Annotated in this window: 25 protein-coding genes; 12 read left to right on the top strand and 13 right to left on the bottom strand. The window is 63.3% G+C overall.

Annotation, left to right across the window (positions count from 1 at the left end; genetic code table 11):
• The first annotated feature begins 30 nt into the window (after positions 1 to 30).
• Both QQK95_RS10955 and QQK95_RS10950 read left to right on the top strand, forming a co-directional pair.
• Positions 31 to 1,152: a beta-ketoacyl-ACP synthase III gene (locus tag QQK95_RS10955; RefSeq protein WP_284272163.1), complete on the top strand. Its 1,122-nt coding sequence runs from the start codon at positions 31 to 33 to the stop codon at positions 1,150 to 1,152.
• Positions 1,153 to 1,481: 329 nt separating this feature from the next.
• Positions 1,482 to 1,898 carry a GFA family protein gene (locus tag QQK95_RS10950; protein WP_284272161.1) on the top strand — a complete coding sequence of 139 codons (417 nt, stop codon included), beginning with the start codon at positions 1,482 to 1,484 and terminating at the stop codon, positions 1,896 to 1,898.
• Positions 1,899 to 1,925: 27 nt separating this feature from the next.
• Here QQK95_RS10950 and QQK95_RS10945 read toward each other — a convergent pair whose 3' ends face one another.
• A complete protein-coding gene (locus QQK95_RS10945; protein ID WP_284272159.1) occupies positions 1,926 to 2,492 on the bottom strand; it encodes a methyltransferase family protein in 567 nt (188 codons plus the stop codon).
• A 387-nt stretch (positions 2,493 to 2,879) separates the two neighbouring features.
• On the opposite strand from QQK95_RS10945, the gene QQK95_RS10940 reads away from it, so the two are divergent.
• Positions 2,880 to 3,137, top strand: a complete 258-nt coding sequence (locus QQK95_RS10940; RefSeq protein ID WP_284272157.1) for a hypothetical protein — start codon at positions 2,880 to 2,882, stop codon at positions 3,135 to 3,137.
• A gap of 23 nt (positions 3,138 to 3,160) precedes the next feature.
• Here QQK95_RS10940 and QQK95_RS10935 read toward each other — a convergent pair whose 3' ends face one another.
• Together QQK95_RS10935 and QQK95_RS10930 are read right to left on the bottom strand one after the other, a co-directional pair.
• Complete coding sequence (locus QQK95_RS10935) at positions 3,161 to 3,559, bottom strand: VOC family protein (RefSeq protein ID WP_284272155.1); 399 nt, start codon at positions 3,557 to 3,559, stop codon at positions 3,161 to 3,163.
• Positions 3,560 to 3,578: 19 nt separating this feature from the next.
• Positions 3,579 to 4,001, bottom strand: a complete 423-nt coding sequence (locus QQK95_RS10930) for a tautomerase family protein (protein WP_284272153.1) — start codon at positions 3,999 to 4,001, stop codon at positions 3,579 to 3,581.
• Positions 4,002 to 4,033: 32 nt separating this feature from the next.
• On the opposite strand from QQK95_RS10930, the gene QQK95_RS10925 reads away from it, so the two are divergent.
• From QQK95_RS10925 to QQK95_RS10915, 3 genes are all read left to right on the top strand, one after another.
• The gene (locus QQK95_RS10925; protein WP_284272151.1) at positions 4,034 to 4,756 is read left to right on the top strand and encodes a TetR/AcrR family transcriptional regulator; all 723 of its coding nucleotides are present in this window, start codon (positions 4,034 to 4,036) and stop codon (positions 4,754 to 4,756) included.
• The gene (locus tag QQK95_RS10920) at positions 4,753 to 5,391 is read left to right on the top strand and encodes an MOSC domain-containing protein (protein ID WP_284272149.1); all 639 of its coding nucleotides are present in this window, start codon (positions 4,753 to 4,755) and stop codon (positions 5,389 to 5,391) included. The genes QQK95_RS10925 and QQK95_RS10920 overlap by 4 nt, the downstream gene beginning before the upstream one ends.
• A 171-nt stretch (positions 5,392 to 5,562) precedes the next feature.
• On the top strand, positions 5,563 to 6,633 hold the full coding sequence (locus QQK95_RS10915; RefSeq protein WP_284272147.1) for a serine hydrolase domain-containing protein: 1,071 nt from the start codon (positions 5,563 to 5,565) through the stop codon (positions 6,631 to 6,633).
• Positions 6,634 to 6,692: 59 nt separating this feature from the next.
• Here QQK95_RS10915 and QQK95_RS10910 read toward each other — a convergent pair whose 3' ends face one another.
• Positions 6,693 to 7,532, bottom strand: coding sequence for an SDR family oxidoreductase (locus QQK95_RS10910; protein WP_284272145.1), 840 nt, complete (start codon positions 7,530 to 7,532; stop codon positions 6,693 to 6,695).
• A gap of 130 nt (positions 7,533 to 7,662) precedes the next feature.
• The gene (locus QQK95_RS10905; RefSeq protein ID WP_284272143.1) at positions 7,663 to 8,625 is read right to left on the bottom strand and encodes a D-amino acid aminotransferase; all 963 of its coding nucleotides are present in this window, start codon (positions 8,623 to 8,625) and stop codon (positions 7,663 to 7,665) included.
• 153 nt (positions 8,626 to 8,778) lie between these two features.
• Between QQK95_RS10905 and QQK95_RS10900 the strand changes: the two genes are divergently transcribed.
• Positions 8,779 to 9,288 (top strand): hypothetical protein, encoded by a 510-nt coding sequence (locus QQK95_RS10900; protein WP_284272141.1) that lies wholly within the window; start codon positions 8,779 to 8,781, stop codon positions 9,286 to 9,288.
• Positions 9,289 to 9,293: 5 nt separating this feature from the next.
• On the opposite strand, the gene QQK95_RS10895 is transcribed toward QQK95_RS10900, so the two are convergent.
• Positions 9,294 to 9,608: a DUF2293 domain-containing protein gene (locus QQK95_RS10895; RefSeq protein ID WP_115144289.1), complete on the bottom strand. Its 315-nt coding sequence runs from the start codon at positions 9,606 to 9,608 to the stop codon at positions 9,294 to 9,296.
• Positions 9,605 to 10,129 (bottom strand): tRNA (N6-threonylcarbamoyladenosine(37)-N6)-methyltransferase TrmO, encoded by a 525-nt coding sequence (gene tsaA, locus QQK95_RS10890; protein ID WP_284272136.1) that lies wholly within the window; start codon positions 10,127 to 10,129, stop codon positions 9,605 to 9,607. Before tsaA ends, QQK95_RS10895 begins: the two co-directional genes overlap by 4 nt.
• Positions 10,130 to 10,323: 194 nt before the next feature.
• On the opposite strand from tsaA, the gene QQK95_RS10885 reads away from it, so the two are divergent.
• Both QQK95_RS10885 and metF read left to right on the top strand, forming a co-directional pair.
• Positions 10,324 to 11,346 (top strand): ArsR/SmtB family transcription factor, encoded by a 1,023-nt coding sequence (locus QQK95_RS10885; RefSeq protein ID WP_284272134.1) that lies wholly within the window; start codon positions 10,324 to 10,326, stop codon positions 11,344 to 11,346.
• On the top strand, positions 11,346 to 12,263 hold the full coding sequence (gene metF / locus QQK95_RS10880) for a methylenetetrahydrofolate reductase [NAD(P)H] (protein ID WP_284272132.1): 918 nt from the start codon (positions 11,346 to 11,348) through the stop codon (positions 12,261 to 12,263). Before QQK95_RS10885 ends, metF begins: the two co-directional genes overlap by 1 nt.
• Positions 12,264 to 12,842: 579 nt before the next feature.
• Here metF and QQK95_RS10875 read toward each other — a convergent pair.
• Positions 12,843 to 13,760, bottom strand: a complete 918-nt coding sequence (locus QQK95_RS10875) for a DMT family transporter (RefSeq protein ID WP_284272130.1) — start codon at positions 13,758 to 13,760, stop codon at positions 12,843 to 12,845.
• A 211-nt stretch (positions 13,761 to 13,971) separates the two neighbouring features.
• On the opposite strand from QQK95_RS10875, the gene QQK95_RS10870 reads away from it, so the two are divergent.
• Positions 13,972 to 15,192: an alanine racemase gene (locus tag QQK95_RS10870; RefSeq protein ID WP_284272128.1), complete on the top strand. Its 1,221-nt coding sequence runs from the start codon at positions 13,972 to 13,974 to the stop codon at positions 15,190 to 15,192.
• A 115-nt stretch (positions 15,193 to 15,307) separates the two neighbouring features.
• Here the strand turns inward: QQK95_RS10870 and QQK95_RS10865 are convergent, their stop codons facing one another.
• The gene (locus QQK95_RS10865) at positions 15,308 to 16,039 is read right to left on the bottom strand and encodes an SDR family oxidoreductase (protein WP_284272127.1); all 732 of its coding nucleotides are present in this window, start codon (positions 16,037 to 16,039) and stop codon (positions 15,308 to 15,310) included.
• A 130-nt stretch (positions 16,040 to 16,169) separates the two neighbouring features.
• On the opposite strand from QQK95_RS10865, the gene QQK95_RS10860 reads away from it, so the two are divergent.
• Positions 16,170 to 17,078 (top strand): LysR family transcriptional regulator, encoded by a 909-nt coding sequence (locus tag QQK95_RS10860; protein WP_284272125.1) that lies wholly within the window; start codon positions 16,170 to 16,172, stop codon positions 17,076 to 17,078.
• A gap of 37 nt (positions 17,079 to 17,115) precedes the next feature.
• Here the strand turns inward: QQK95_RS10860 and QQK95_RS10855 are convergent, their stop codons facing one another.
• Positions 17,116 to 18,294, bottom strand: a complete 1,179-nt coding sequence (locus QQK95_RS10855) for a lytic murein transglycosylase (RefSeq protein ID WP_284272123.1) — start codon at positions 18,292 to 18,294, stop codon at positions 17,116 to 17,118.
• Between the two features lie 122 nt (positions 18,295 to 18,416).
• Positions 18,417 to 19,217 carry a glycoside hydrolase family 25 protein gene (locus QQK95_RS10850; protein WP_284272122.1) on the bottom strand — a complete coding sequence of 267 codons (801 nt, stop codon included), beginning with the start codon at positions 19,215 to 19,217 and terminating at the stop codon, positions 18,417 to 18,419.
• A 285-nt stretch (positions 19,218 to 19,502) separates the two neighbouring features.
• Between QQK95_RS10850 and QQK95_RS10845 the strand changes: the two genes are divergently transcribed.
• Entirely contained in the window at positions 19,503 to 20,882 is a 1,380-nt protein-coding gene (locus QQK95_RS10845; RefSeq protein ID WP_284272119.1) for a serine hydrolase domain-containing protein, read from the top strand.
• Here the strand turns inward: QQK95_RS10845 and QQK95_RS10840 are convergent, their stop codons facing one another.
• Together QQK95_RS10840 and QQK95_RS10835 are read right to left on the bottom strand one after the other, a co-directional pair.
• Complete coding sequence (locus QQK95_RS10840) at positions 20,883 to 21,566, bottom strand: class I SAM-dependent methyltransferase (protein ID WP_284272117.1); 684 nt, start codon at positions 21,564 to 21,566, stop codon at positions 20,883 to 20,885.
• Positions 21,563 to 22,810 (bottom strand): BtaA family protein, encoded by a 1,248-nt coding sequence (locus QQK95_RS10835; RefSeq protein WP_284272115.1) that lies wholly within the window; start codon positions 22,808 to 22,810, stop codon positions 21,563 to 21,565. The genes QQK95_RS10840 and QQK95_RS10835 overlap by 4 nt, the downstream gene beginning before the upstream one ends.
• Positions 22,811 to 22,826 lie beyond the last annotated feature (16 nt).

Raw genomic sequence — 22,826 nt, 5'->3', positions numbered from 1 at the left:
GCAACGCCTGCGGATGGGACGGACTGAAACATGCATCGCGTCATCATCAGCGGCATCGGCGCTGAAATTCCTGAAGCTGTCATCACGAATGAAGAACTGGTCGAGAGCTTCAACAGCTGGGTCGACACGGAGAATGCGCGCCGTCTGGGCACCGGCGAGGCGCTGCTGCAGAAATCCGACAGCGACTTCATCGTCCATGCCTCGGGTGTGAAATCGCGTCATGTCATCGAGCGCGAAGGCATTCTCGACCCGACCCGCATGACGCCGCGCATTCCGGCGCGACCGGACGATGCGCTGTCGCTAGAGGCCGAGTTCGGCATCGCGTCGGCCAGGAAGGCGCTCGATCATGCCGGGCTTGAACCGTCCCAGATCGACCTGATCATCTGCTCGGCCTCGCACCACCAGCGGCCCTATCCGGCGATCGCCATCGAAATGCAGGAGGCGCTTGGCACGACCGGCGCCGGCTTCGACATGGGGCTCGGCTGTTCGTCCGCGGCGGCTGCCCTGCACATGGCTGTCAATCTGGTGCGCTCGGGCGCGCACAAGCGCATCCTGGTGACCACGCCGGAAATCATCACCGGCCATCTCAATTTCCGCGACCGGCAGACGCATTTCATCTTCGGGGACGCCTCGGTGTCGATGGTGGTGGAAGGGCTTGCCCAGGGCGACAAACGGCCGGGGCGTTTCGAGGTGCTGGACACGCGGCTGTGGACGCAGATGTCGAACAACATCCGCACCAATCTCGGCTATCACACCCGCACCGCCCAGGATGATCCCTACATGATCAATCTGGAAGGCAATCTGATCAAACAGGTCGGCAACAAGGTGTTCAAGGAAGTCACCGTCGCCGGCCAGAAATTCATCGTCGAATTCCTGGCCGAGCATGGGCTGACGCCGCAGGCGATCAGGCGCTTCTGGCTGCATCAGGCCAATGCGCGCATGAATGCGATGATCCTGAAACTGTCGTTCGGCCACGATGTCGATCACGACCGCGCGCCGATGGTGCTGGAGCGGCTGGGCAACACGGCGGGCGCCGGCGCCATCGTCGCGCTGTCGGAGAACCATGCCGACATGAAACCCGGCGATTTCGGCTTGATCTGTGCCTTTGGCGCGGGGTATTCGATAGGCGGCGCGCTTATCCGAATGCTTTAACGTGCGCTGATATTCAGGTGATGCCGGCCTGCAAATGAAGGCTTTCTGCGCTTCCCCGTTCTACTGCGTCGCAGTAGAACTGTGCTCACGTACTTAAGTACGCTCCGCTCCGGTTCTCGAAAACCGTCGTTTTCGGCTCGGCCTGACCTGAATCTCAACACACGTTAGGGCACTCTGGCCTGAAAGGGCCATTCGGACTTTCGTCCTCAGTCCGGCCGCTTCGCGCCGTCTTCCACTCCCGTTCAGCCTGACCTGACCCTCGCACAGCCTGCGTCGGGGGTATCTCAGCTTGAATCAACGTGATTCCGTTTCCAGAAAGGAGAGTTCCAATGGTCGATGCCCGATGCAGTTGCGGTGCCCTCAGGCTGACGCTGACAGGACCGTCAAAACTGGTTGTCGCCTGCCACTGTCTCGATTGCCAGCGCCGAACCGGCGCACCCTTCGGCGTCGGCGCCTTTTATCCGGCCGACGCTGTCGCCATCTCCGGAACTGCGAAAGAATTCACCCGCGATGCGGCGAGCGGCGGCAAGGTGCACAACTACTTCTGTCCCGCCTGCGGCTCGACGGTCTATTGGAAAGCCGACAGGCTGCCGTCATTTGTCGGCGTCGCCGTCGGGGCGCTGGCCGACCCGAAATACCCGCCACCCGTTCGGTCGATCTTTGAGCAGTCGAAACATGATTGGGTTCAAATCGACGGTGCCGTCGACCATTTTCGGCAAGGCAGCGGAGCGAAAGAATCGGGCTGAGCTGACGTTCCAACGCACCTTGGCGTATCAGGCCGGCGTAAAGGGAACCAGCATCGGCACCCGCCTCGCATAGTCGTCATAGGCGGGGCCAAGTTCGCCGCGCAGGAAGCGCTCCTCGAGCTTTGCCTTCATGACGATGCCGATGATGAGCAGCGCGAGACCAGCAACGCCCCAGACAGTGCCTTTCGCCACCATCGTGGCAAGGAGCGCCAGCAGCAATCCTGTGTAGATCGGATGCCGGACCAGCCCGTAAGGGCCGGTATCGACTACGCGGTGGTCCGCCTTGGCGGTGATCGAGGCAGACCACAGCCTGCCCAGATGGATACGCGCCCACCACGAGAAGATGAGGCCGACGGCGATCAGGGCAATGCAGGCCCAGGCCTCGGCCAGGGTCGGAGTCCACAACCTCAACCTGCCTTCGTAGCCGTGCGCCGGGACGAACAGCAGGACGGTGCCTGCCAGCCAGAAGATACGATAGCGGACCTCCGCGCCGATGGTGGCGCGTTTTTGAGCCGGATCAGCCCACACGGCGGCCGCAATCCAGGTGACCACCCAGACGAGCCAAAGTAGGGCGATTGCCGTCGCCGGTCGCATGAGAACCTCCGCAGCGTCTCGCCACAATGAAAGCGATCCGACGCGGCGGCAATGCGGCACCAATTCCATTTCCGGTAAGAAGATCGTGATCGAATACTTGCTGGGCAAAAACTTTGTACGTTGCAGGCCGCTGTTGTGATGGCAGATTTCACGATCTAGCTGCAGTGATGCGCTGGCCTTCGGGGCAACATCAATGCAAGGATGGAAGCTCCATCGGAGAGGGGGTTGGGGATGAAAGCTTGCCGAGCATGGGTTATCGGCACCAGGCCTTTAGTATTGGTCGCTGCCTGTTCGTTGGCACTGCCGTTCATTGGGATAACGGCTACGCAGGCCAAATCCGGCGATAGATGGCAAAGCGTTGATACTGCTGTTCGCGAAGCAGGACGGATGGACAAGGCCGGCATGCGGCCAACGTCGATAGATTGTAAACTCGGCCGGGGACTGCTCATTGTCGTCAGGCTGGAGTATGTGAAGTCAGGGCTTCCCAAGCCGTTTTGGCAGTTTGAGGCTGGCGACGCTGCGCGGATTGCCAAGGCAGAGAAGTTCGCTCGCTCTGTTGATATGCCCAGAACGCAAATCAAGACCTTCCGAAATCCGAGCACAGGCGAAAAGTTCTATTGCGCGATCTGGTCTCGCGAGAAATAGCCGAGAAAAGGCAGCGTGATGCTTCATCCAATGGGACAACTGAACATCCACTGCACGCCATAGGCGTCGACCAGCATGCCGAAGCTGGTTCCCCAATATTGCCGCACCAGGGGAACGGTGATGCGGCCGCCGGCAGCCATGCGGGCAAAAAGCGCGCGCATGGCCACCAACTCGTCGAACTCCAGCATCATGGCGGAGCCTTTCATCGGCTCGGCATCGTCATTGTCGGAGGCATGGAACAGCACGCCTGGACCTTCGAAGCGCGCATGCAGGATCTTTCCGCGCATGGCTTCGGTTCGCACCGGCATGCCGTTGCCACCCCAGCGCAGCAGGATTGTTCCCCGGCCAAGGCCGCACTGTTCGTAGAAAGCCAGTGCCGGCTCGCAATTGGTGGTGAAGAACAGCGAAGGGGAGAGCCGCATCCTGTCTTTCCCTGCCGGATCAGTGCGCGGCGGCAGTGGCGGCGGCAATGAGCGCGTCGCCGGTAAATTGCCTGTCGCCGATGCCCCAGCCGCCGTCGGGCGCGTTGACGATGTTGATCCAGGTGTTTTCTGGCTTGTGCCCGGGCGCGCAGAGTTCGGCGACAATGCCGGCGGCCGTGGTGATGAATGCCTGGCGGGCCTCGATCGAGCCAAGTCCGATATTGGGCAATTTCAACTCAACCATCACGACGGGCCTGTTGGTGCCGCCGGCATAGATGTGGCGGGACGGCAGGATATGGACCGTGCCGCCGACGATGGCGCTGAAGAAGGAATTGCCGGTGGCGCCCGAAGCTTCGATGAGGGCGGCGCTGAGGCGCGGCAGGATTTCGTGCTCTCCGGCCCCTGTCAGTACGCCTTCCGGCGCGGTCACGGTGATGGGCATTTGGTCTCTCCTTGTCCTCGGGCTGCATGGTCTTGCCGGAAGCATTGTCTTTCGGCTTGCCATGTTTCGTATCAATTGTTACGTTATGCGAAACGGGCAAGTCAACAGGTTTCGTATCGATCACTATGGAAAATTTGGAAAAGGCCCGGGGTGGTCGTCCCCGCGCGTTCGACCCCGACCAGGCGCTGGATGCGGCGATGCATCTGTTCTGGGAACATGGCTACGAGGCGACGTCGCTGGCCATGTTGCGCGAGGCGATGGGGCTGACGCCGCCGCAGATCTACAACGCCTTCACCGACAAGGAGACTTTGTTCCGCAAGGCACTGACGCGCTACCACGAGACGGAGATCGGCTTTGCGCTGGACGCGCTGAGCGCGCCGGTACCGACTCGCGAGGCGATCCGGCGGCTGCTGCAGGGCGCGGCGGAGGCCTATTCCAGGCCCGGCAAGCCGGGTGGATGCCTTTTTGTCAGCGGCGCCCTGGCAGCCTCGCCGCAGGCACACGCCATCGCGGATGAACTCAAGGCCTATCGCAAGGCGAGCGAGGCGGCGATTGCGGACCGTCTGGCCAAAGGCCAGGCGGTGGGCGATCTGCCAGCAGGCTTCTCCGTCGAGAGCTTCGCCAAATACATCGCCGGCGTCATGAACGGCATGTCGATCCAGGCGCGGGACGGCGCATCGTCCGACGAGTTGCGCATTATGGCCCAGACCGCACTTGCGGCCTTGCCGCCCGAAGAGCAAAAACGGGGAGCATGATTCAAGGACGGAACGCCATCATGGATCTTTTCCCCGAAGCCGAGAAGCCGGTCGAAATCATCCCGGCCAAGAAGCTCGCCGCTCGCGCTGCGGCGCTTTTTGTCGCGCCGGCCGATCATTTCCAGACAAGTCCGGTAGAGGAATTGCGGCTCGGCTTCGACGGCATTTTGGGCGATTTCCACGCCGGATCGACGCGGCGTTCGGGCGGGCGCGAACCCTGGTATCCGCGCGGCACCGAAATGCGCAACGAGCGGCAGCTGTCGATCGTGGCTGCGGATGAACTGGCCATCGTCGCCGAGCGGATGGGCCTTCCCGTGATCAAGCCGGAATGGATCGGCGCCAATCTGGTGATCGAAGGCGTGCCGCATCTGTCGATGCTGCCGGCCGGCACGCTGCTGTTCTTCAAGGATGGCGTCACCCTCAAGGTCGACGCCCAGAACGGACCATGTCGCATCGCCGGGCGATCGATCGCCGAAAATGCTGATATGGCCGACATCGAGGCCGGCGCGCTGCTCTTTCCCAAAGTGGCCAAACGGCTGCGTGGCGTGGTCGCCTGGGTCGAGAAGCCCGGAACGATCAGCGTCGGCGAAGAGATTTCGGCGCGGGTGCCGGAGCAGTGGATTTATCAGGCATAGTTCCTTCCGGGCTCGATCGGCGGGAGAAGGGCAGGGCCACGCTTGAGCTCACAGGGCGCAGGCGGACTGCCGGAATAGCAGTTTGACAGGTTGCAAATGATTGTCCGAACTAGCCGCAGAGAGATCCTCAAATATATGGGAGCGACGATAGTGGTTAGCGCGACACCAGCCATGGCGGACGGCGACTGGCAGACTGCCGCGCCAAACACGATGGGATTCAAATCCGACCCCGCAACGAGCTTCGACGAGCTGGCGAAGACGGGCAAACTGGCAGGGGTCCATGGGGTCGTTGCCCTTCGGGGCGGTCGTATCGTGTTCGAGCGCTACATGGACGGGAACGACATGAGATGGGGGCAGTCGCTCGGGAACGTGGCATTTGGACCCGAAACGCTGCACGATGTCAGGTCCGTCACCAAAAGCATCGTCGGTCTCCTCTATGGCATCGCGCTCGCCGGCGGCAAGGTGCCGGGGCTTGACGAACCCGTTATCGCGCAGTTTCCAGAGTACATTGATCTTGCCGGCGATCCGCAGCGCAAGCGCCTGACCATTCGCCATGCCTTGACCATGACGCTTGGCACAGAGTGGAATGAAAATATTCCATACACCGACCCGGCCAACAGCGAAATCGCCATGGAACAGGCGCCGGATCGGTATCGCTTCATCCTCGATCGCCCGATACTCATCGAACCGGGAAAGAGATGGACCTACAGCGGCGGAGCCGTAGCGCTGCTTGGGAGGATCATCGAGAGAGGCGCTGGCCAGAGCTTGCCTGACTTCGCGCGGGGAGCGCTGTTTGATCCCCTGGGGATCAACGCCATGGACTGGATTCGCGGACAGGACGGCGAAGCGTCGGCGGCATCGGGGCTGCGGCTGGCGCCGCGCTCGCTGGCTCGCATTGGGCAGATGATACTGCAGGACGGTCAGTGGGAAGGCCGTCCGATCGTGTCAAAATCCTGGCTCGATCAGAGTTTCCAGCCCGCCGCATTGGTCGACATCGGCTGGCCGGGAATGCGCTACGGCTATCTCTGGTATCTGGGCGAAGAGGCCATAACGGATAGAGCCGGGACGTATGGGGAGCGGTTTGTCGCCGCCTTTGGAAATGGCGGACAAAGGTTGTTTGTCTTCCCCGGCCTCGATTTCGTACTCGCCATAACGACCGGAAACTACGATTCTCCCGATCAGTGGCGAGCGCCGGCGGCCATATTGTACAACGTATTTCTTCCCAGCCTGACCGGCACCTGACCGATCGCAACCAGCCCGGGCCAGCTGCATCGCCTTGAGGGCGATGCAGCTGGTGCGCCTCAGCCCTTGCGGTTCTTCCTGGCGCCTTGCGCCATGACGGACACGTGGTCCCACTTGTCCCAGGTGGCGAGGCGGTTGGCGTATTCCTGGCGGATCATCGGCAGGCCGCCATCGCCGAAGAACACCCTGAGCGGGGGCTCGGCGGCGTCGACAATGGCCAGCATCGCCGGACCGGTCGCTTCGGGATCGCCGGCGACCGAATTGGCGCGGCGCTCGGCCATCTTGGCGCGGGCGGGCGCATAGGCCTCCATCGGCTTGGAGATCTTGGCCGAGGCGCCGGACCAGTCGGTGGAGAAGCCGCCTGGCTCGACCAGCGTGACATGGATGCCGAATTCCCCAACCTCGATGCTGAGCGACTGGCTGAAGGCTTCCAGCGCCCATTTCGAGGCGTGGTAGAGGCCGAGCGAGGCAAAGGCGTTGACGCCGCCGATCGACGAGATCTGGATGATGTGGCCGGAGCGCTGTGCCCGCATGATCGGCAGCACCGCCTGCGTGACCCAGAGCGCGCCGAATACATTGGTTTCGATCTGGTCGCGGGCTTCCTGCTCGCTGACTTCCTCGATGGCGCCGAAATGGCCGTAGCCGGCATTGTTGATGACGACGTCGAGCCGGCCAAAACGCTTGTGCGCCTCGGCGACAGCCGCATCGACGGCTTTCTTGTCGGTGACGTCGAGCTTGATCGCGGCGATGTTGTCGCCATATTTCTCGACCAGATCGGCGAGCGTGCCGGCATCACGGGCGGTCGCGGCAACGCGGTCGCCGCGCGCCAATGCGGCCTCGGCCCAGACGCGGCCAAAACCCTTCGACGATCCGGTGATGAACCAAACCTTGTTTGTCATGATGTGGAATCCTTGCCCCTGCGGGCGCAATTCTGGATGAAAGCGGAGGCTCCTCCGATTTCGCGCATATACGGTCTATGCCGTGATTTTCCAGAGGCGAGGGGAATCTTTTTGAACGGACGCCCTTTGATCAGGGATACGTCACCTGAGACGACCAGGCCGGATCGTCGTGTTTTTGCCAGTAAAGCGCCATCAGCCGGCCGGTAACAGGCCCGACCTTGCCGTCGGCGATCGCCGCGCCATCGATCTCGGCCACCGGCATGATGCCGCCGGCGGTCGAGGTGATGAAGACCTCGTCGGCCGCCTTGAGCGCGGCGACGCTGACATCGGCGGCAGCGGCGACAAGACCTTCTTCGACGCAGAGATCGAAGACGGTGCGGCGGGTGATGCCAGGCAGCACGCCGATGGCCGGCGTCGACAGTTTGCCATCCTTGACGCAGAAGACGTTGAAGCCCGGGCCTTCGGCGACATTGCCGTTGAAGTCGAGGATGAGCGCCGTCTCCGCGCCGCGGTCATAGGCGTCGTAGAGGCCGCGCACCAGGTCGAGCCAATGGTAATTCTTGATCGACGGATCGACCGAAGCCGGCGGGATGCGCACCTTGTCGCTGATGGCGACGCGCAGGCCGCGCCGCAGCTGCTCGGCATTGGCGACCGAGCCGAACGGCACCGCAAAGGCCATGAAGCGGTTGATCGCCTGGCGCGGATCGCGGCTGAAGGTCGGCGAGGCGCCGCGCGTGCACAGCATTTCGACATAGGCGGCGCGATGACCCGACAGGGCGACGCAATTGTGCAGGATTTCGGCCACGCCATCCCTCTCGAAGGGGATGGTCATGCGCAGTTTTTCGAGGCCGCCGAAGAAGCGGTCGAGATGCAGGTCGAGGCGGAAGAAGCGGCCGTTCCAGACATGTACCGTGTCATAGGTGGCATCGGAATGCAGGAACCCCCAATCCAGCACCGACACCTTGGCCTGCGACATCGGCAGGTACTGGTCGTCGAGGTGGGCGATGCCGTCGGGATAGGCGTGCGGGTCGACATGGCGGTCGCCGACCGTGGGCAGCGGTTTTGCAGCCTGTGTTGCCGTCGTCTGGTCCATCGGGGCCTCCTCGCGGGCAGGGTAGGCGATCAGCCTACCGGCCTGGGACAGAAGGCATAGTGTCAGCCGTCCGGCGCTGTTCGTCCTCCGAATCCGGTCGATACACCGGATTGGAATTGCCTTATGATCCGATGGCTTGGAATGGAGGGGGATATGGGCAGGCTTGGGACCATCATCGCGACCATGATGATTTTCGCCACCGCGGGCAAGGCCGGCGCGCAGTGCGTGAAACAGGGCGACGAACTCTGCCAGAACGGCCAGACCTATCGCTGCGAGAAGACCGGCAGCGAGTTGACGCCGATCTTCCAGAACCTGCCTTGCGCGGTGAATGCGCCGGCGCAGACGCTGACGGGCACCTGGATCGGCAGCGGCCACCAGAGCCCGGCGGGTGATGCCGGCGCCGACTGGTCGATCGCCATGACCATCAGGGATGACGGCGCGTCGATCGACTATCCGTCACTCGGCTGCGGCGGATCACTGTCGCAGACGTCGAGGGACGCGGCGTCGGCGGAATTCCACGAGAGCATCACCTACGGCCAGGACAAGTGCATCGATGGCGGCGACATCACCGTCCGGTTCTTCAAGGGAAACCTTTCCTGGACCTGGGTCGGCCAGGCCGACGGCCAGCCCTACAACGCGATCGCCGTGCTGACGCAGCAATAGCCGCCTCATTCCTCCTCGTCGTCGGCGTCGAGCAGGCGTGTCGCGCGCCAACGGGTGAGCACGATGTTGGTCTGCTCGATGACGAAGAAGCGGGCGGAGTCGCGGTCATACCCCTCGGCCAGCAGCTTTTCGTAGTCGGTATGCATGTGGCGGATGTGGGCAATGGTTGCCAGCCACACGGCAATGCCTGGCGGCAAGGTTTTCATATGCACGGCGCCGGCATCCGCGCGGATCTTTTCCATGTCGGCATAGGGCGCCAGCGGCAGAAGGGCTGTCAGCGCCTTGGCAATGGCGCGGCGGCGGCCGGTTGGTGCCGTCATCGCTCATCGCGCCCTTCGATGGTCGCCTCCGGTATGGCGTCGGTCGAGGCGAAGTACGGCTTGATGTCGATGACCGGCGTGCCGTCGAGCACGTCGATGGCGTCGAGATCGATGCGCCCGGTGGCGATGTCCAATCCGACGAGCCTTGCCACATGCAGGCCGACCGGGTTCGGCCGGGCAGGGGAGCGCAGGCCGAATACGCCTTTTGCTTCAGCCGCATGGCGGGGTTTCTGCACAATCAGATTCCGCGGCGCATGATGCAGCCAGGACAGGATGATGACATGGCTGGCGCGTTCCAGGCCCTGCAAGCCAGGGCGATAAAGCGCGTCGATGGTCAGCACCGCCGGCTGCCCGGCCTCGCGCGCCGTGCGCATGTTCTTCGGGCAGCTTTCCCGTGTCGTCCAGGGCGAGGCGATGCGGCCTATGAAGACGACGCCGCCATCCGCCGGCATCTTTGCCGGATCCTGGTCCAGCCTCTGCTCGCCTTCGCGTGCCTCGAACATTTCGCGTGGCCCGCTCATTCTGCTCATCTCTGTTTTGGCGTCTGTCATTGTCCGAAGACCGCACCACATTTTCGGGCGGTGCGCACCCGAAAATCACGCATGCGGCATTTTCTTGTCCGGAAGCGACATAGCGCTTGCAAGGTTTTGAAAATCGACATAAACATATGTTTATATCTTTTTCAAAGTGAATGCGCTGAAAAGAGAATACGCTGATGCATGTTTCGCTCGACACCATGGTGGATACGCTGAAGGCGGCGGCCGAATCCAGCCGTCTGCGCATATTGGCACTGTTGTCGCGTGGCGACCTCACCGTTTCCGATCTTACGGAAATTCTCGGCCAGTCGCAGCCGCGCGTCTCGCGGCATTTGAAGCTGCTGCTCGAGGCCGGGCTGATCGGCCGTTACCAGGAAGGATCGTGGGCGTTCTTCCGCCTGTCGGATACCGATTCCGCGCGTGACTTCGTCATGGGGCTGGTTTCCAGCATTCGCGGCGCCGACCCGCAGGTCGAGCGCGATCTCGAACGCCTGGCCTCGGTCAAGCGCAAGCGGCAGGACCGAGCGGCGGAGTATTTCTCGGTGAATGCCGCAAGCTGGGATCATATCCGCTCGCTGCATGTGCCGGACCGTGCGGTCGAGGCGGCGATGCTGAAGCTGGTCGGCAAGCGGCCGTTCCAGTCTATGCTGGATCTCGGCACCGGCACCGGCCGGCTCCTCGAAATCTTCTCGCCGCTCTACCGGCGCGGTGTCGGCATCGACATGTCGCGCGAGATGCTGACCGTGGCGCGCGCCAATCTCGACAAGGCTGGCGTTTCGAACGCGCAGGTGCGGCAGGGCGACATCTTCTCGCCGCCGGTCGAGCGCGATGCTTTCGATCTCGTCACCATCCATCAGGTGTTGCACTATCTCGACGATCCGGCCCGCGCCATCCACGAGGCGGCGCGGCTTTTGCGGCCGTCGGGCCGGCTGGTTATCGTCGACTTCGCGCCGCACACGCTGGAATTCCTGCGCGAAGAGCACGCGCATATGCGCCTTGGCTTTTCCGACCGGCAGATCGGCGAATGGTTTGCCGAGGCCGGCGTCGATCTCGAGGATGCCCAGGAATTCGAGCCGCGCGGCGGCAATGAGGCCAGGCTCACCGTCAAACTCTGGCTTGGCCGCGACCGGCGCCTGCTGATTGCCGACCCTGCCAATGACAGCCAGCAGACCAAAGTGAATTCGATAGGGGAAATCGCCTGATGAACCAGTTCCGCTTTTCCCGCCGCCCCGACATTGGCGACAAGGTCAAGGTTTCCTTCGAATTCTTCCCGCCCAAGAACGACGAGATGGAGGCGCGCCTCTGGGACACGGTCACAAGGCTGGAACCGCTGAAGCCGAAATTCGTCTCGGTGACCTATGGCGCCGGCGGCTCGACGCGTGAGCGCACGGCGCGCACCATCGGCCGCATCCTGAACGAGACCAGCCTGACGCCGGCCGCGCACATGACCTGCGTCGATGCCGCCCGTCATCAGGTCGACGCGGTGATCCAGGAATTCGCCGATATGGGCGTCAAGCGCTTCGTCGCCCTACGCGGCGATCCGGCCGCGGGCGTGGGCACCGCCTACCGCCCGCATCCGGACGGCTACGCCAACGGTGCCGAACTGGTGGGCGCATTGAAGGGCGCCGGCGATTTCGACATTTCGGTTTCGGCCTATCCGGAGAAGCATCCGGAGAGCCCCGATTTCGCCACCGATATCGACATGCTCAAGCGCAAGGTCGACAATGGCGCGACGCGGGCGATCACCCAGTTCTTCTTCGACAATGATCTCTACGAGCGCTACGTCGAGCGCGCGCGGCGCGCCGGCATCTACATCCCGATCGTTCCCGGCATCCTGCCGGTGCACAATTTCACCCAGGTCGCCAATTTCTCGGCGCGCTGCGGCGCGCTGGTGCCGGCATGGCTGGCCGAGCGCTTCGAGGGCCTGCAGAACGATCCGCAGACCCATGCGCTGGTGGCATCCGCGGTCGCCGCCGAACAGGTGCTGGACCTGGTCGAACGCGGGGTGGGCGACTTCCACTTCTACACGATGAACCGCGCCGACCTCGTTTTCGCCATCTGCCACATGATCGGCATCCGCTCGCACGAGGCGGAGGTGGCAGGTTCGGCTGCGGCGTGAGGTGTAATGCATGTCGCCCAAAAGTGGCCCCCGTTTTGGGAGAACGACATGCATAAAAAAAGACCTAAAGCGCGCCGCATGAATCCGTTCGGACGCGACGCGCTTTAGCCCGAACAGCAAAAGGCCGGGTAAAAACCCGGCCTTTCGAATTGCTTAGACTATCTGGTGCTGGTCTTCCCCGTTTTGGCGGGTTCAGGGAAGGACGCCCATAATGAGGGCGCCGATGAAAGCAAACGCAGCACAAATCATCAATGCGTTGATTGGCCTCGTAAGTCCCATGACATAGCCTCCTCTTAAAGAGCTATGCCCTGGAGTCTAGGTTCATTTGTGCCACAGGCAAGCGGAAAATGTGCTGCATTGCGACGTGATTGTGAAATTTGCGACCTCGGTTTTGCCGTTAGCCGTTGAAACTTCTCGGCAAAAACCCGCTGCGGACCTGTGAATAAATTGTGGCGGCGGCGTGTCGATGCTGTGTCATGGCAGCGCTACCGCCGCGAAGGTCGGCTTCGATTTTCGCGCCAATGCAGAGATTCAATCGGAGTGGTTAGAGCGTTCCTTGAGCGTTGGACGCGCTGTGCTCTAGCGTCGGCCGAATACTCGTCCATCGATGGTGAGCAGGCCAAGTGCGATCAGCACCACGCCGCCGATCTCGAACAATTCCAGCCGCTCGCCCAGGAAAAGAAAACCGAGCAGCATGGCGCTGGCCGGCACGATCAGCGTGACCAGCGAGGCGTTGGTGGCGCCGGCCGAGGCGACGAGGTTGAAATAGAGGATGTAGGCGAAGGCAGTGGAGAGCAGTGCCAGTGCCAGCACCGCCGCCCAGACCGGCGGCGAGGCCGAGAACAGGCCGGCCGGGCCGTGCGTGAGCATCACGACCGGTATCATGATGATGGTCGAAGCGGTCAGCTGCCCGGTGGCGATGACCGGCGAGGGCACGCCCTTGAAGTGGCGGGCGACCATCAGCGCGACGCCATAGGACAGAGACGCTCCGATCAGCGCGAATTTCGCCCACACCGGGCCGCCGAGCCCGGCGAGCAGGCCGGGACCGATCATGACGGCGGTGCCGGCGACGCCGAGCCCGATGCCGGCGAGCTTGTTCCAGGAGAGCTTCTCGTCCGATGTCAGCGCGTTGGCGAGAATCAGCGTCCAGAACGGCGTCGTCGCGTTGAGCACCGAGGCGACGCCGGCGCCAAGCTCGGTCTGGCCGGCGAAGATCAGCGAGAAGGGGACGACATTGTTGGTGAAGGCCAGCAGGAAGAACAGGCTGGCATGGGGAAAGGCAAGGCGGAAGGACGGGCCGCGCAGGGCGAGATAGATCTGCAGCGCGATTGCGGCGATGGCGACGCGAAACAGCACCAGCACCAGCGGGTGAAGCTCCGCCACCGCGATGCGGGCGAAGAAGAACGAACCGCCCCAGATGGCGCCAAGCAGCAGCAATTGCCCCCAATCGGCGAGCGTCATCGGTCCGCGTGGTGCTGATGCAGCGGCAATTGCCATGTGGAATCGTCCTCCCCCCGATGGGCCGACATGCCGGCCGGTCAGGAAGATGGCATAGTCTGTCTTATGACAAGGGCCACCCGAAACCTGATCGCTGGCAAACGATGCTGCCAAAACTACCGCCGCAGCGTCAGGTGCACGAGACACAGAATTGTTTTCATTGGCCGCTAGCTTGGATTAATTGTGCGCAGCCGAGATCGAGGATTCGTCAATGCAGCGATTCGAGAATGCCCGCGAGGCGGCACTGGCGCTTCGTCCCGACGATCCGGTCTATTGCTTCCGCCCGCAGGTGCTCAAGGCCGATGCCAGGCAGTTCATGGGCATGTTCCCCGGCAAGACCGCCTATGCGGTCAAGACCAATGGCGAGCAGATCGTGCTGAAGACCTTGGTCGAGGCCGGCGTCACCGCCTTCGACGTCGCTTCGCCCGGCGAATTCGCCGCCGTGCGCGCCGTCTCCTCCGATGCCGAGATGCTCTACATGCACCCGGTCAAGGCACAGTCGGATATCAAGCTGGCGCTGGAGAAATACGGCATCCGCGTCATTTCGCTCGACCATGAGGACGAAATCACCAAGCTGACGCGGGTGGTGCGGGCACTCGACATCGACCCGGGCTCGATCAGCGTGTTCGTGCGCATCCAGACGAAAGGGTCGGCGGCTTACGAACTGTCGAAGAAGTTTGGCGCCGGGCCGGCCTATGCGGTCGAGCTCGCCGAGCGACTGAACCGCACCGGCTACAAGGTCGGCCTGTGTTTCCATGTCGGCAGCCAGATCGAGGATCCCGACACCTATGAGCGGGCGCTGGCTTCGGCCGACTGGGTGCGCAACCGGCTGACCTTCGACGTCGCCGGGCTCGATGTCGGCGGCGGCTTTCCGGCCGAATACGGCCACGATCCCAACCGCAAGCAGATCGAGATGCCGTCGCTCGGCCAGATCATGTCGCGGCTTTCCGGCGACCTGAAGGAATACCAGTTCGACCAGATGCCGCTGGTGGCGGAGCCGGGCAGGGTGATTGTGGCGCGCTGCCTGTCGCTGATCGTGCGGGTGCTGTTGCGCAAGGGCAAGCGGCTTTACATCAATGACGGCATCTGGGCATCGCTGTCGGATTCATGGACCGGCAAGATCACGCTGCCGGCGCGTTTCATCCCCGATCCGGCAATCAGGACCCGCAATGGCGACGAAAAGAACATCGTGCCGTTCAAGGTCTGCGGCGCGACCTGCGATTCCGTCGACATCCTGTCCAGGCCGTTCTGGCTGCCGGAAACCGTCGACACAGGCGACTGGATCGAAATCGGCCATATTGGCGCCTATTCGCTGTCGCTTCGCACACGCTTCAACGGCTTCTATCCCGACACATTCGTCGAGGTGACGACGCCGTTCGACGAGGGCGACGCGCCGCAAGGCTTCGCCAGCCTGGAGACGATGGCGGATTAGGGGTAGGGAGTGGGCAGTAGGCAGTAGGCAGTAGGCAGTAGGGATCGTTGATTATTCCCTCGCTTTGAATGTCACCTTCGGTATTTGCCTACTGCCTACTGCCTACTTCCCGTCCTTACGCCACGCCACCGCCGGCCTGGATGTTCTCGCCGGTCAGCCAGCGGGCCTCGTCGCTGGCCAGGAAGACCGCGACATCGGCAACGTCGCGCGGCGCGCCGATCCTGCCGAAGGGCGACATGCCAGCCGCCACGGCGCGATCGCGCTCGGGAAGCAGGTCCGTGTCGGTGAAGCCCGGCGACAGCGCATTGACGGTGACGCCGCGCGATCCGAGTTCACGCGAAAGCACACGGACGAACTGTTCGACGGCGCCCTTGCTGCCGAGGTAGAGCGCCGTCTGCGTGAAGAACATCTTCGTGCCGCCGGTGGAGACAGCGATGATACGGCCGCCGTCGCGCACCCGGCGCGCGGCTTCCTGAAGCGTGAAGAAGGTGCCCTTGGCATTGGTGCCGAAGACCTGATCGAAATCGGCTTCGGTCACCTCGGTCAGCGGTTTGATGACGGCGACGCCGACATTGGCGACGACGATGTCGATTGCGCCCAGCTTGCTCTCGGTCTCGTCAAACAGGCGGCTGACATCGGAAACGCTTGATATGTCGGCCTGGATAGCGAGCGCCTTTCCACCCTTGCCGGCGATGCCGGCGACGACCTCTTCTGCGGCTTTCCGGTTGCCGACATAGTTGACGACGACGGCAGCGCCCTGGGCCGCGAGTCCTTCGGCGATGGCCCGGCCGATGCCGCGCGAACTGCCGGTGACGATTGCGGTTTTGCCGTGCAGAGACTGGGACATGATCAATTTCCTTCAACCATCCTGGCCCGCGGCTTTGCCCGCGATGTGGCCGATGGCTGAGAAATAGCGGCATGCAATTGATCAGATAATGACCTATTATCTGACTGGCTTGTTAATCCATGGATACATAATGCGCGGATCCGAATTCACCGAGCTCAAGGCATTTTCCGCCATCGTCGAAGAGGGCAGTTTCGTCCGTGCCGCCGCGAGGCTGCGCGTGTCGCCGCCGGCGCTCAGCCAATCCATCCGGCAGTTGGAGGCGCGCGTCGGCGTCAGGCTCCTCAACCGCACGACGCGCAGTGTCTCCGCGACCGCCGCCGGCGACGCGCTTTTTTCGCGCCTTGCCGTCGCGTTTGGCGAACTGGAAAGCGCCATTGCCGATGTTCATGCGGCCCGCGATCGGCCGGCGGGTTTGCTGCGCATCAATGTGCCGCGTGTCGCCGCCATGCGGTTCATCGCGCCGATCCTCGGGGACTTCCAGCGCTGCTATCCCGATATCGCGCTGACCGTCATCGTCGACGACAGGCTGGCCGACATTGTCGAAGGGCGGTTCGATGCAGGAATCCGGCTCGGCGAACGGCTGCAGAAGGACATGGTGGCAGTGAAACTGAGCGAGGATCTGCAGATGGCCGCGGTGGCCGCTCCCGCCTATCTCGAGAACCGGGTCATACCGCGTCATCCGCAGGAACTGCACCAGCACCAATGCATCAAATTTGAGTGGCCGGGCGGCGGCAACCTCTATCGATGGGAGTTCGCGCGCGGCAAGCGGGCCCTGGAAATCGCCGTCGAAGGCAGCCTGACCGTCAATGATACCGAACTGATGCTCACTGCCGTGCTGGATGGCGTGGGCGTTGCCTATATGCTCGAATACCAGGTTCGGCCCTGGATCGAGCAAGGCCGGCTGGTCCGTTTCCTGGAAGCCTGGTCGCCCAGTTTTCCCGGCTTTTATCTATATCACCCAAGTTCGCGGCACGTGCCGCCAGCCTTGCGCGCGTTCATCGATTTCGTGCGGGCAAGGAGAGTAGTGAGTAGTGAGTAGTGAGTAGTGAAAAATTCCCTACTGACTATTCACCCCGTCACAGCTTGGCCAAAAGCTCCGGTGTCGGCCAGCCGTCCACCGGCAGGCCAAGCCGCATCTGCTCCTTGCGGATCGCTTCGCGGGTGTTGGTGCCCAGAATGCCGTCGACCGTGCCGACGTCGTAGCCCCGGCCTTCGAGCTTGGTCTGCAGCGCCTTCATCTGGTCGTTGTTGAGGCCCGGTTCGGGGGTGCGTGGATCAAGCGGCGGCGCACCGGCGAGCCGAGCGGCGAGATTGGCGGCGGTCAGCGCGTAGGTGAAGGACTGGTTCCATTCGAGATAGACGTCGAAATTGTCGTAGGTGAGGAAGGCCGGGCCCTTGCGGCCCATGGGTAGCGCCAGGCCGGCCTTGAGGCCCTTGTCGACGAGCGGCGAGCCGTCGGGATTGGTGACGCCCCACTGCGCCCATTGCGTCAGCGGCAATTTGTTGGTGCGCCCCGTCTGGTCCCACGGCATCTCGTCGGGCACGCGCACTTCCTGGATCCAGGGCTCGTCGCGCTTCCAGCCGCGCGACAGCACCTTGTTGGCGGTGGTCATGATCACGTCGGGCACGCTGTTGCGCAGATCGATCTTGCCGTCGCCGTCGCCGTCGACGCCCCGGGCCAGATAGTCCGAAGGCAGGATCTGCGTCTGGCCGATCTCGCCGGCCCAGGCGCCCTTGACGTCGGCCGGCAGCACGCCGCGATCGATCAGCTCCAGAAGCGGCACCAGCTGCTGGCGGAACAGCTGCGGGCGGCGGCAATCATGCGAAAGCGTCACCAGCGCGCTCAGCGTGTGGAAATCGCCCTGTACGGCGCCGAAATCCGTCTCCAGCGCCCAGAAGGCGGTGATGACCGGCGCCTGTACGCCGAACTGCTGGTCGGCGCGGGCGAAGACATCGGCGTATTTCTTCATGTTCGCCGCGCCTTGCTTCAGCCGGTAGGCCGAGATCATGCGGTTGGAGAACTCGATGAAGGTCTGGGTGAAAACGCCTTGGGCGCGGTCGCGCGCCAGCGCCCTCTCGTCCAAGGAGGCATCTTCCAGCGCGTCGAGGCCGACGGCGCCGACACCGGCGGCCTTGGCTTCCTCCGCCACGCCCTGTTTCCAGGTTTCGAAGTCGCCGCCGCATTCCTGCGCCATCGCCGGCAAGGCCGTGGCGCACAGGAATAGCGCCGCGAGGGCTTGGGAACGCAGTCGCATCAGCTTCCTTTCGAAACGAAGAGGGCATTGTCGTGCCTGGCTGGAAGCCCAACGCCCCTGAATAACCGGCGGTTGCAGTCTTTACCGCTGGCTGTGTCGAAAAGCAGGCGGCAGCCCCGGTGTCAACGGGTGTTCTGCCGCAGCCACTTATTCCATGCGGCTTCGCTGCCGTTGAAGACGTTGATGTCTGATTTGCCGGTCATGCCGGGGACGATGCCTGTCCCGGTGTATTGCCAGAAGGTGAAGGGGTGGCTGCCATATTTTTCGCGCGGGTGGCCGGCGACCGAGCGCAGCCAGTAGGGATAGCCGCGGAAGGTCGACAGCTGGTTGTCGTCGAAGAAGTCGACGGATGTATAGATGATCGGCTTCTTGCCGTAATGCCGCTCGACGATCTGGAGGAAGGTGGTCATCTCCGCGCGCACGGTGGCGGCGTCGGGGCGCAGCCTGCAGGTCGGCGATTTCGGGTTCCATTCCATGTCGAGGACCGGCGGCATGGCCGAGCGGTCGAGGGGAACGTTCTGGATGAACCAGCGCGCCTGCTGGGCGGCCGGGGTGCAGAAATAGAAGAAATGATAGGCCGCGCGCGGGACGCCGGCGGCTTTCGTGCGCGCCCAGTGCTCGTTGAAATACTCGTCGAAGCGGTCGCCACCCTCGGTGGCCTTGATGAAGGCGAAGGAAATGCCGCTTGCCTTGGCCGTCGGCCAGTCGACCGAGGTCTGGTACTTGGAGACGTCGGTGCCGTGAACGGCATAGTTCCACGGCGCGCCGCTGTCCCACTCATGCGGCTTGGAATCCTCGAAGCGCGGCGCACGCACGGCGACTGTCGGGCTGCTGGAAGCGGATGGCGACAGGGGCGACAGATCGTCCACCGTCGAGCAGGCGCCAAGCAGCGTCAGCATGAAAAGGGCCGCAAGACGGCGCATCACAACTTCCAAGCCGGAAACAGCCGGTCGCTGATGGGTCTGTGAACCGATGGCCGACGATTGGTCGAGCCCCCTCCAGGCGATCGCCCCACAGCATCGCCCAGTCTATCTGTTTTCGTGCATGTCGTCCCAAAACCGCAGCGCGCTTTTCGGGCGGCATGCATCCTGTGATCGCCGATCATGGTTGATAATCCGTTGACGGCGCTCGACAAGAGCCCTGATTTTGCGGAAGCAATGGCGGCAATTCGATGACATAAGGGCGGGCGAAAGCCCGGGAGGAAGCGGATGCGGTTTGTCGTCAAGATCGTCAAATGGCTGCTTGGCCTGATCGTTCTGGCGGTCGCCGGGCTGTTTGCCTGGCTCTACATCGCGCCGCCCGAACTGATCCGCGTCGGTTCCGGCTATTCGGCCAAGATCGTCTGCTCCAACGTCTTCATTGCCGGGCGCGATGCCAACGAGGTGCTTGCCGTCGACGTGCAGGCGCCGGGCCACCCGCTGTTGCGGCTGATGCGGGTCTCGGTCGACAAGAACCGGGGGACGGTTTCGGCGGGCCTGCTAGGCTTCCTCGGCAAGAGCGAGGCGGTTTCGCGCGATGGACTGGGCTGCGCCTCGATCCCCGACGGCGATGTCGGCAAGGCGCGGCGCACGGCGGTTCATGTCGAACCCGCGGCGACCAGCCAGGATACGCTGTGGCCCGAAGGCGAGCGGGTCGAGGCGTCGCAGGATCCGGTGATTGCCAAGCTGCTCGACGATGCGGCGCTGACCGGTGCAGGCATGCGCGCGGTGGTCGTGGTCAAGAACGGCCGCGTCGTCGCCGAACGCTATGGCCAGGGCTTTTCCGCCAAGACGCCGCTGCTCGGCTGGTCGATGACCAAGACGGTCAACGCCGCCATCATCGGCACGCTGGTCAAGGACGGCAAGATGGCCGTCGACAACAAGGGCCTGTTCGCCCCTTGGAAGGCGGACGGCCGTGCCGCCATCAGCCTCGCCGACATGATGGCGATGTCGAGCGGGTTGGAGTTCAACGAGGATTATGGCGACGTGGCCGACGTTACGCGCATGCTCTATCTCGAACCCGACATGGCGGGCTTTGCCGAATCAAAGCCTCTGGCGGGCGAGGTCGGCAAGGTCTTTTCCTATTCGAGCGGCACGGCGGTGATGCTGTCGCGGCTCTGGCAGGATGCGATCGGCGACAAGGCCAAGGCGCTGACATGGCCACGCAGCGCATTGTTTGAGCCGCTCGGCATGCACAGCGCCGTGCTCGAAACCGACGAGCAGGGCACGTTCGTCGGCTCGTCCTATCTCTACGCCACCGCGCATGACTGGGCGCGCTTCGGCCAGTTCCTGCTGCAGGGCGGCGTGTGGAACGGCAACCAGGTGCTGCCGGCCGGCTTCGTCGACTGGATGCGCGAACCGGCGCCTGCCTCGAAAGTCTACGGCAAGGGCCAGTTGTGGATCGAGGCGCCGGGCGATGAGGACAACCCCGGCGCCGGCGTCGCCGCCGGCCTGCCCAAGGACACTTACTGGATGGAAGGGCATGACGGCCAGACTGTCGCCATCATTCCCTCGGAGCAGTTGGTGATCGTGCGGCTGGGGCTGACGCCGGCCAAGGTCGGCTATCGCCCGCAGACGATGGTGGGCGCGCTGATGAAGGCGCTGCATTAGCTAGTTGCGCGGCCCAATCACGCCCAGCCAGGCATAACCGCGATAAAGCGTGCGGAAACGGAAGGTTGCGCCGGTTCGCCGAGATTCCGATTCCAGAACCTCGCGCAGCGACTCACGCGGCGTGACGTGGAATTTTCTGAGCCAGCCGCGCAGCAAGCTCCGGAACCAGCCCGGCAGGCCTTCCTGCTGGCCGAAATCGACGACATGCAGCGAGCCGTTGGGGGCGAGCGCCGCCAGTGCCGCAGACACCGTCTTTTCCCAACCGGGGATCATCGACAGCGAATAGGAGACGAAGATGCGATCGAAGCGCTCGATGCCGTAGAGGGAGCCCGCGTCGAAATCGGTGGCGTCGCCTCGCGCCAGCGTGACGCGTCCGGACAGGCCTTCGCGGTCGATCGCCTTGCCGGCCGTTTCCAGCATCTCGGCCGAGATGTCCAGGCCGAAGAAGCGGGCATCGGGATACCGGCGGGCCGCGAGGATGATGTTGCGGCCGGTGCCGCAGCCGAGTTCCAGCACGGTGCCACCAGCCGGCACCTCCAGCCCATCAATCAGCCGGTCGCGGCCGAGCAGATAGTATTTGCGGGTCAGGTCGTAGATGTGGCGCTGCCAGCGATAGACGCCGTCCATCAGCTCGGCATGATTGGCCTTGAATTCGGGGCTGGCCGGCAGCTCGGTCGTGCTCATGCGGCGCGCTTCACGTAGAGGTGGAAGCCGCCATAGATGGCGGAGCGGTCGCGGGCCGAGAATTCGCGCGAGGCTTCGTCCTGATAGTCCCACTGGTCGAGCAGCGAGGTCGAGACGCGGCCCGGCAGCAGGCTCGGCTCGGCGGCGGTGCGGAAGATGACGCGGGCGCCAGCGGAGGCGGTGCGGCTGATTTCCGACCACAGCGCGTTGAGCTGGTCATCGGTCATCCAGTCCTGCGCGTCGAGCAGGATGAAGCGATCGACGGTGCCCGCATCCTTGCCGGCCAGGAACTCGATCAGATTGGCATGGTGGATGGCGACGCGGTCGACATTGCCGCGGATGGTTTCGTAGTTCTGCTTTTCCAGATAGGCGGGCAGGGCGGCCTCACCGGGATTTGGGTAGCGTCGGGCAAAGGCCTGCCAGGCGAAATAATTGTTTTCCAGGGGAAAATCGCAGGCGAGCTTTTCCAGCCGGGCCTTCAGCACGCTGGCCATCGTGCCGTCGCCTGACGTGATCAGCGAATCGTACTGCGCCGGCGGAATGCCGAGGCCGAACAGGGAGGCCTTGCGCGAGGTCGCCCATTTCAAAAGCTTCTTGTCGAAGACCGGCGCCAGCTCCTCGTTGAAGAAGCGGCGCTGTTCGCCAATGTTTTTGGCTTCCATCATGCGGGCCGGGTTGACGCCGAAGAACTTTGCCGTGCGATGGCCCATGGCGATGAACAGGCCGAGCAGGCCGGTCTGGTAGAAATTGCGGTCGAAGACGGCGATGCGCCGGCGGCCGCGCCAGTTGCGGCGCTCCCAGTACTGGCGGCTGACCGGATCGAGATGCGGTGCGATGAAACGATCATAGGCTTGCGAATTGTGGCAGGTGTCGGCGGCGCCGAAGAAACGGAACAGGTCGCCCTGCGAGGGCAGGTGGCGCATCGCCTCAAGCTTCATGCGGTTCAGCGCGACGTGAGCGGTGTTGAGGTCGACGGCGTCGACCCGTGCCGGCGAACGTGTGAGGTAGGCCAGGATGTTGCAGCCACCGGAAGCGATGGTGACGACACGGTGGCCCTGGCCGAGCTGCATGGCCTCCATGTCGACATCGGGATCTTCCCAGATCTGCGGGTAGACCAGGCCGGAAAACAGGAAGGCGAACAGCCGCTCGGAGATGCCGGCTTTGGAAAGCGCGCGGTTCTGGTAGACGGCCTTTCCAACTTCCTTGCCGCGGCGAAAAACCAGATCCGAGGAGACGTCCGTCATGACAAAGTGATTCCCC

The organism is Mesorhizobium huakuii (assembly GCF_030160235.1).
GTDB classification, from domain to species: Bacteria; Pseudomonadota; Alphaproteobacteria; order Rhizobiales; family Rhizobiaceae; genus Mesorhizobium; species Mesorhizobium huakuii.
Note: the sequence above shows the minus strand (reverse complement) of the source record. Positions and strands in the feature narration are given on the sequence as shown.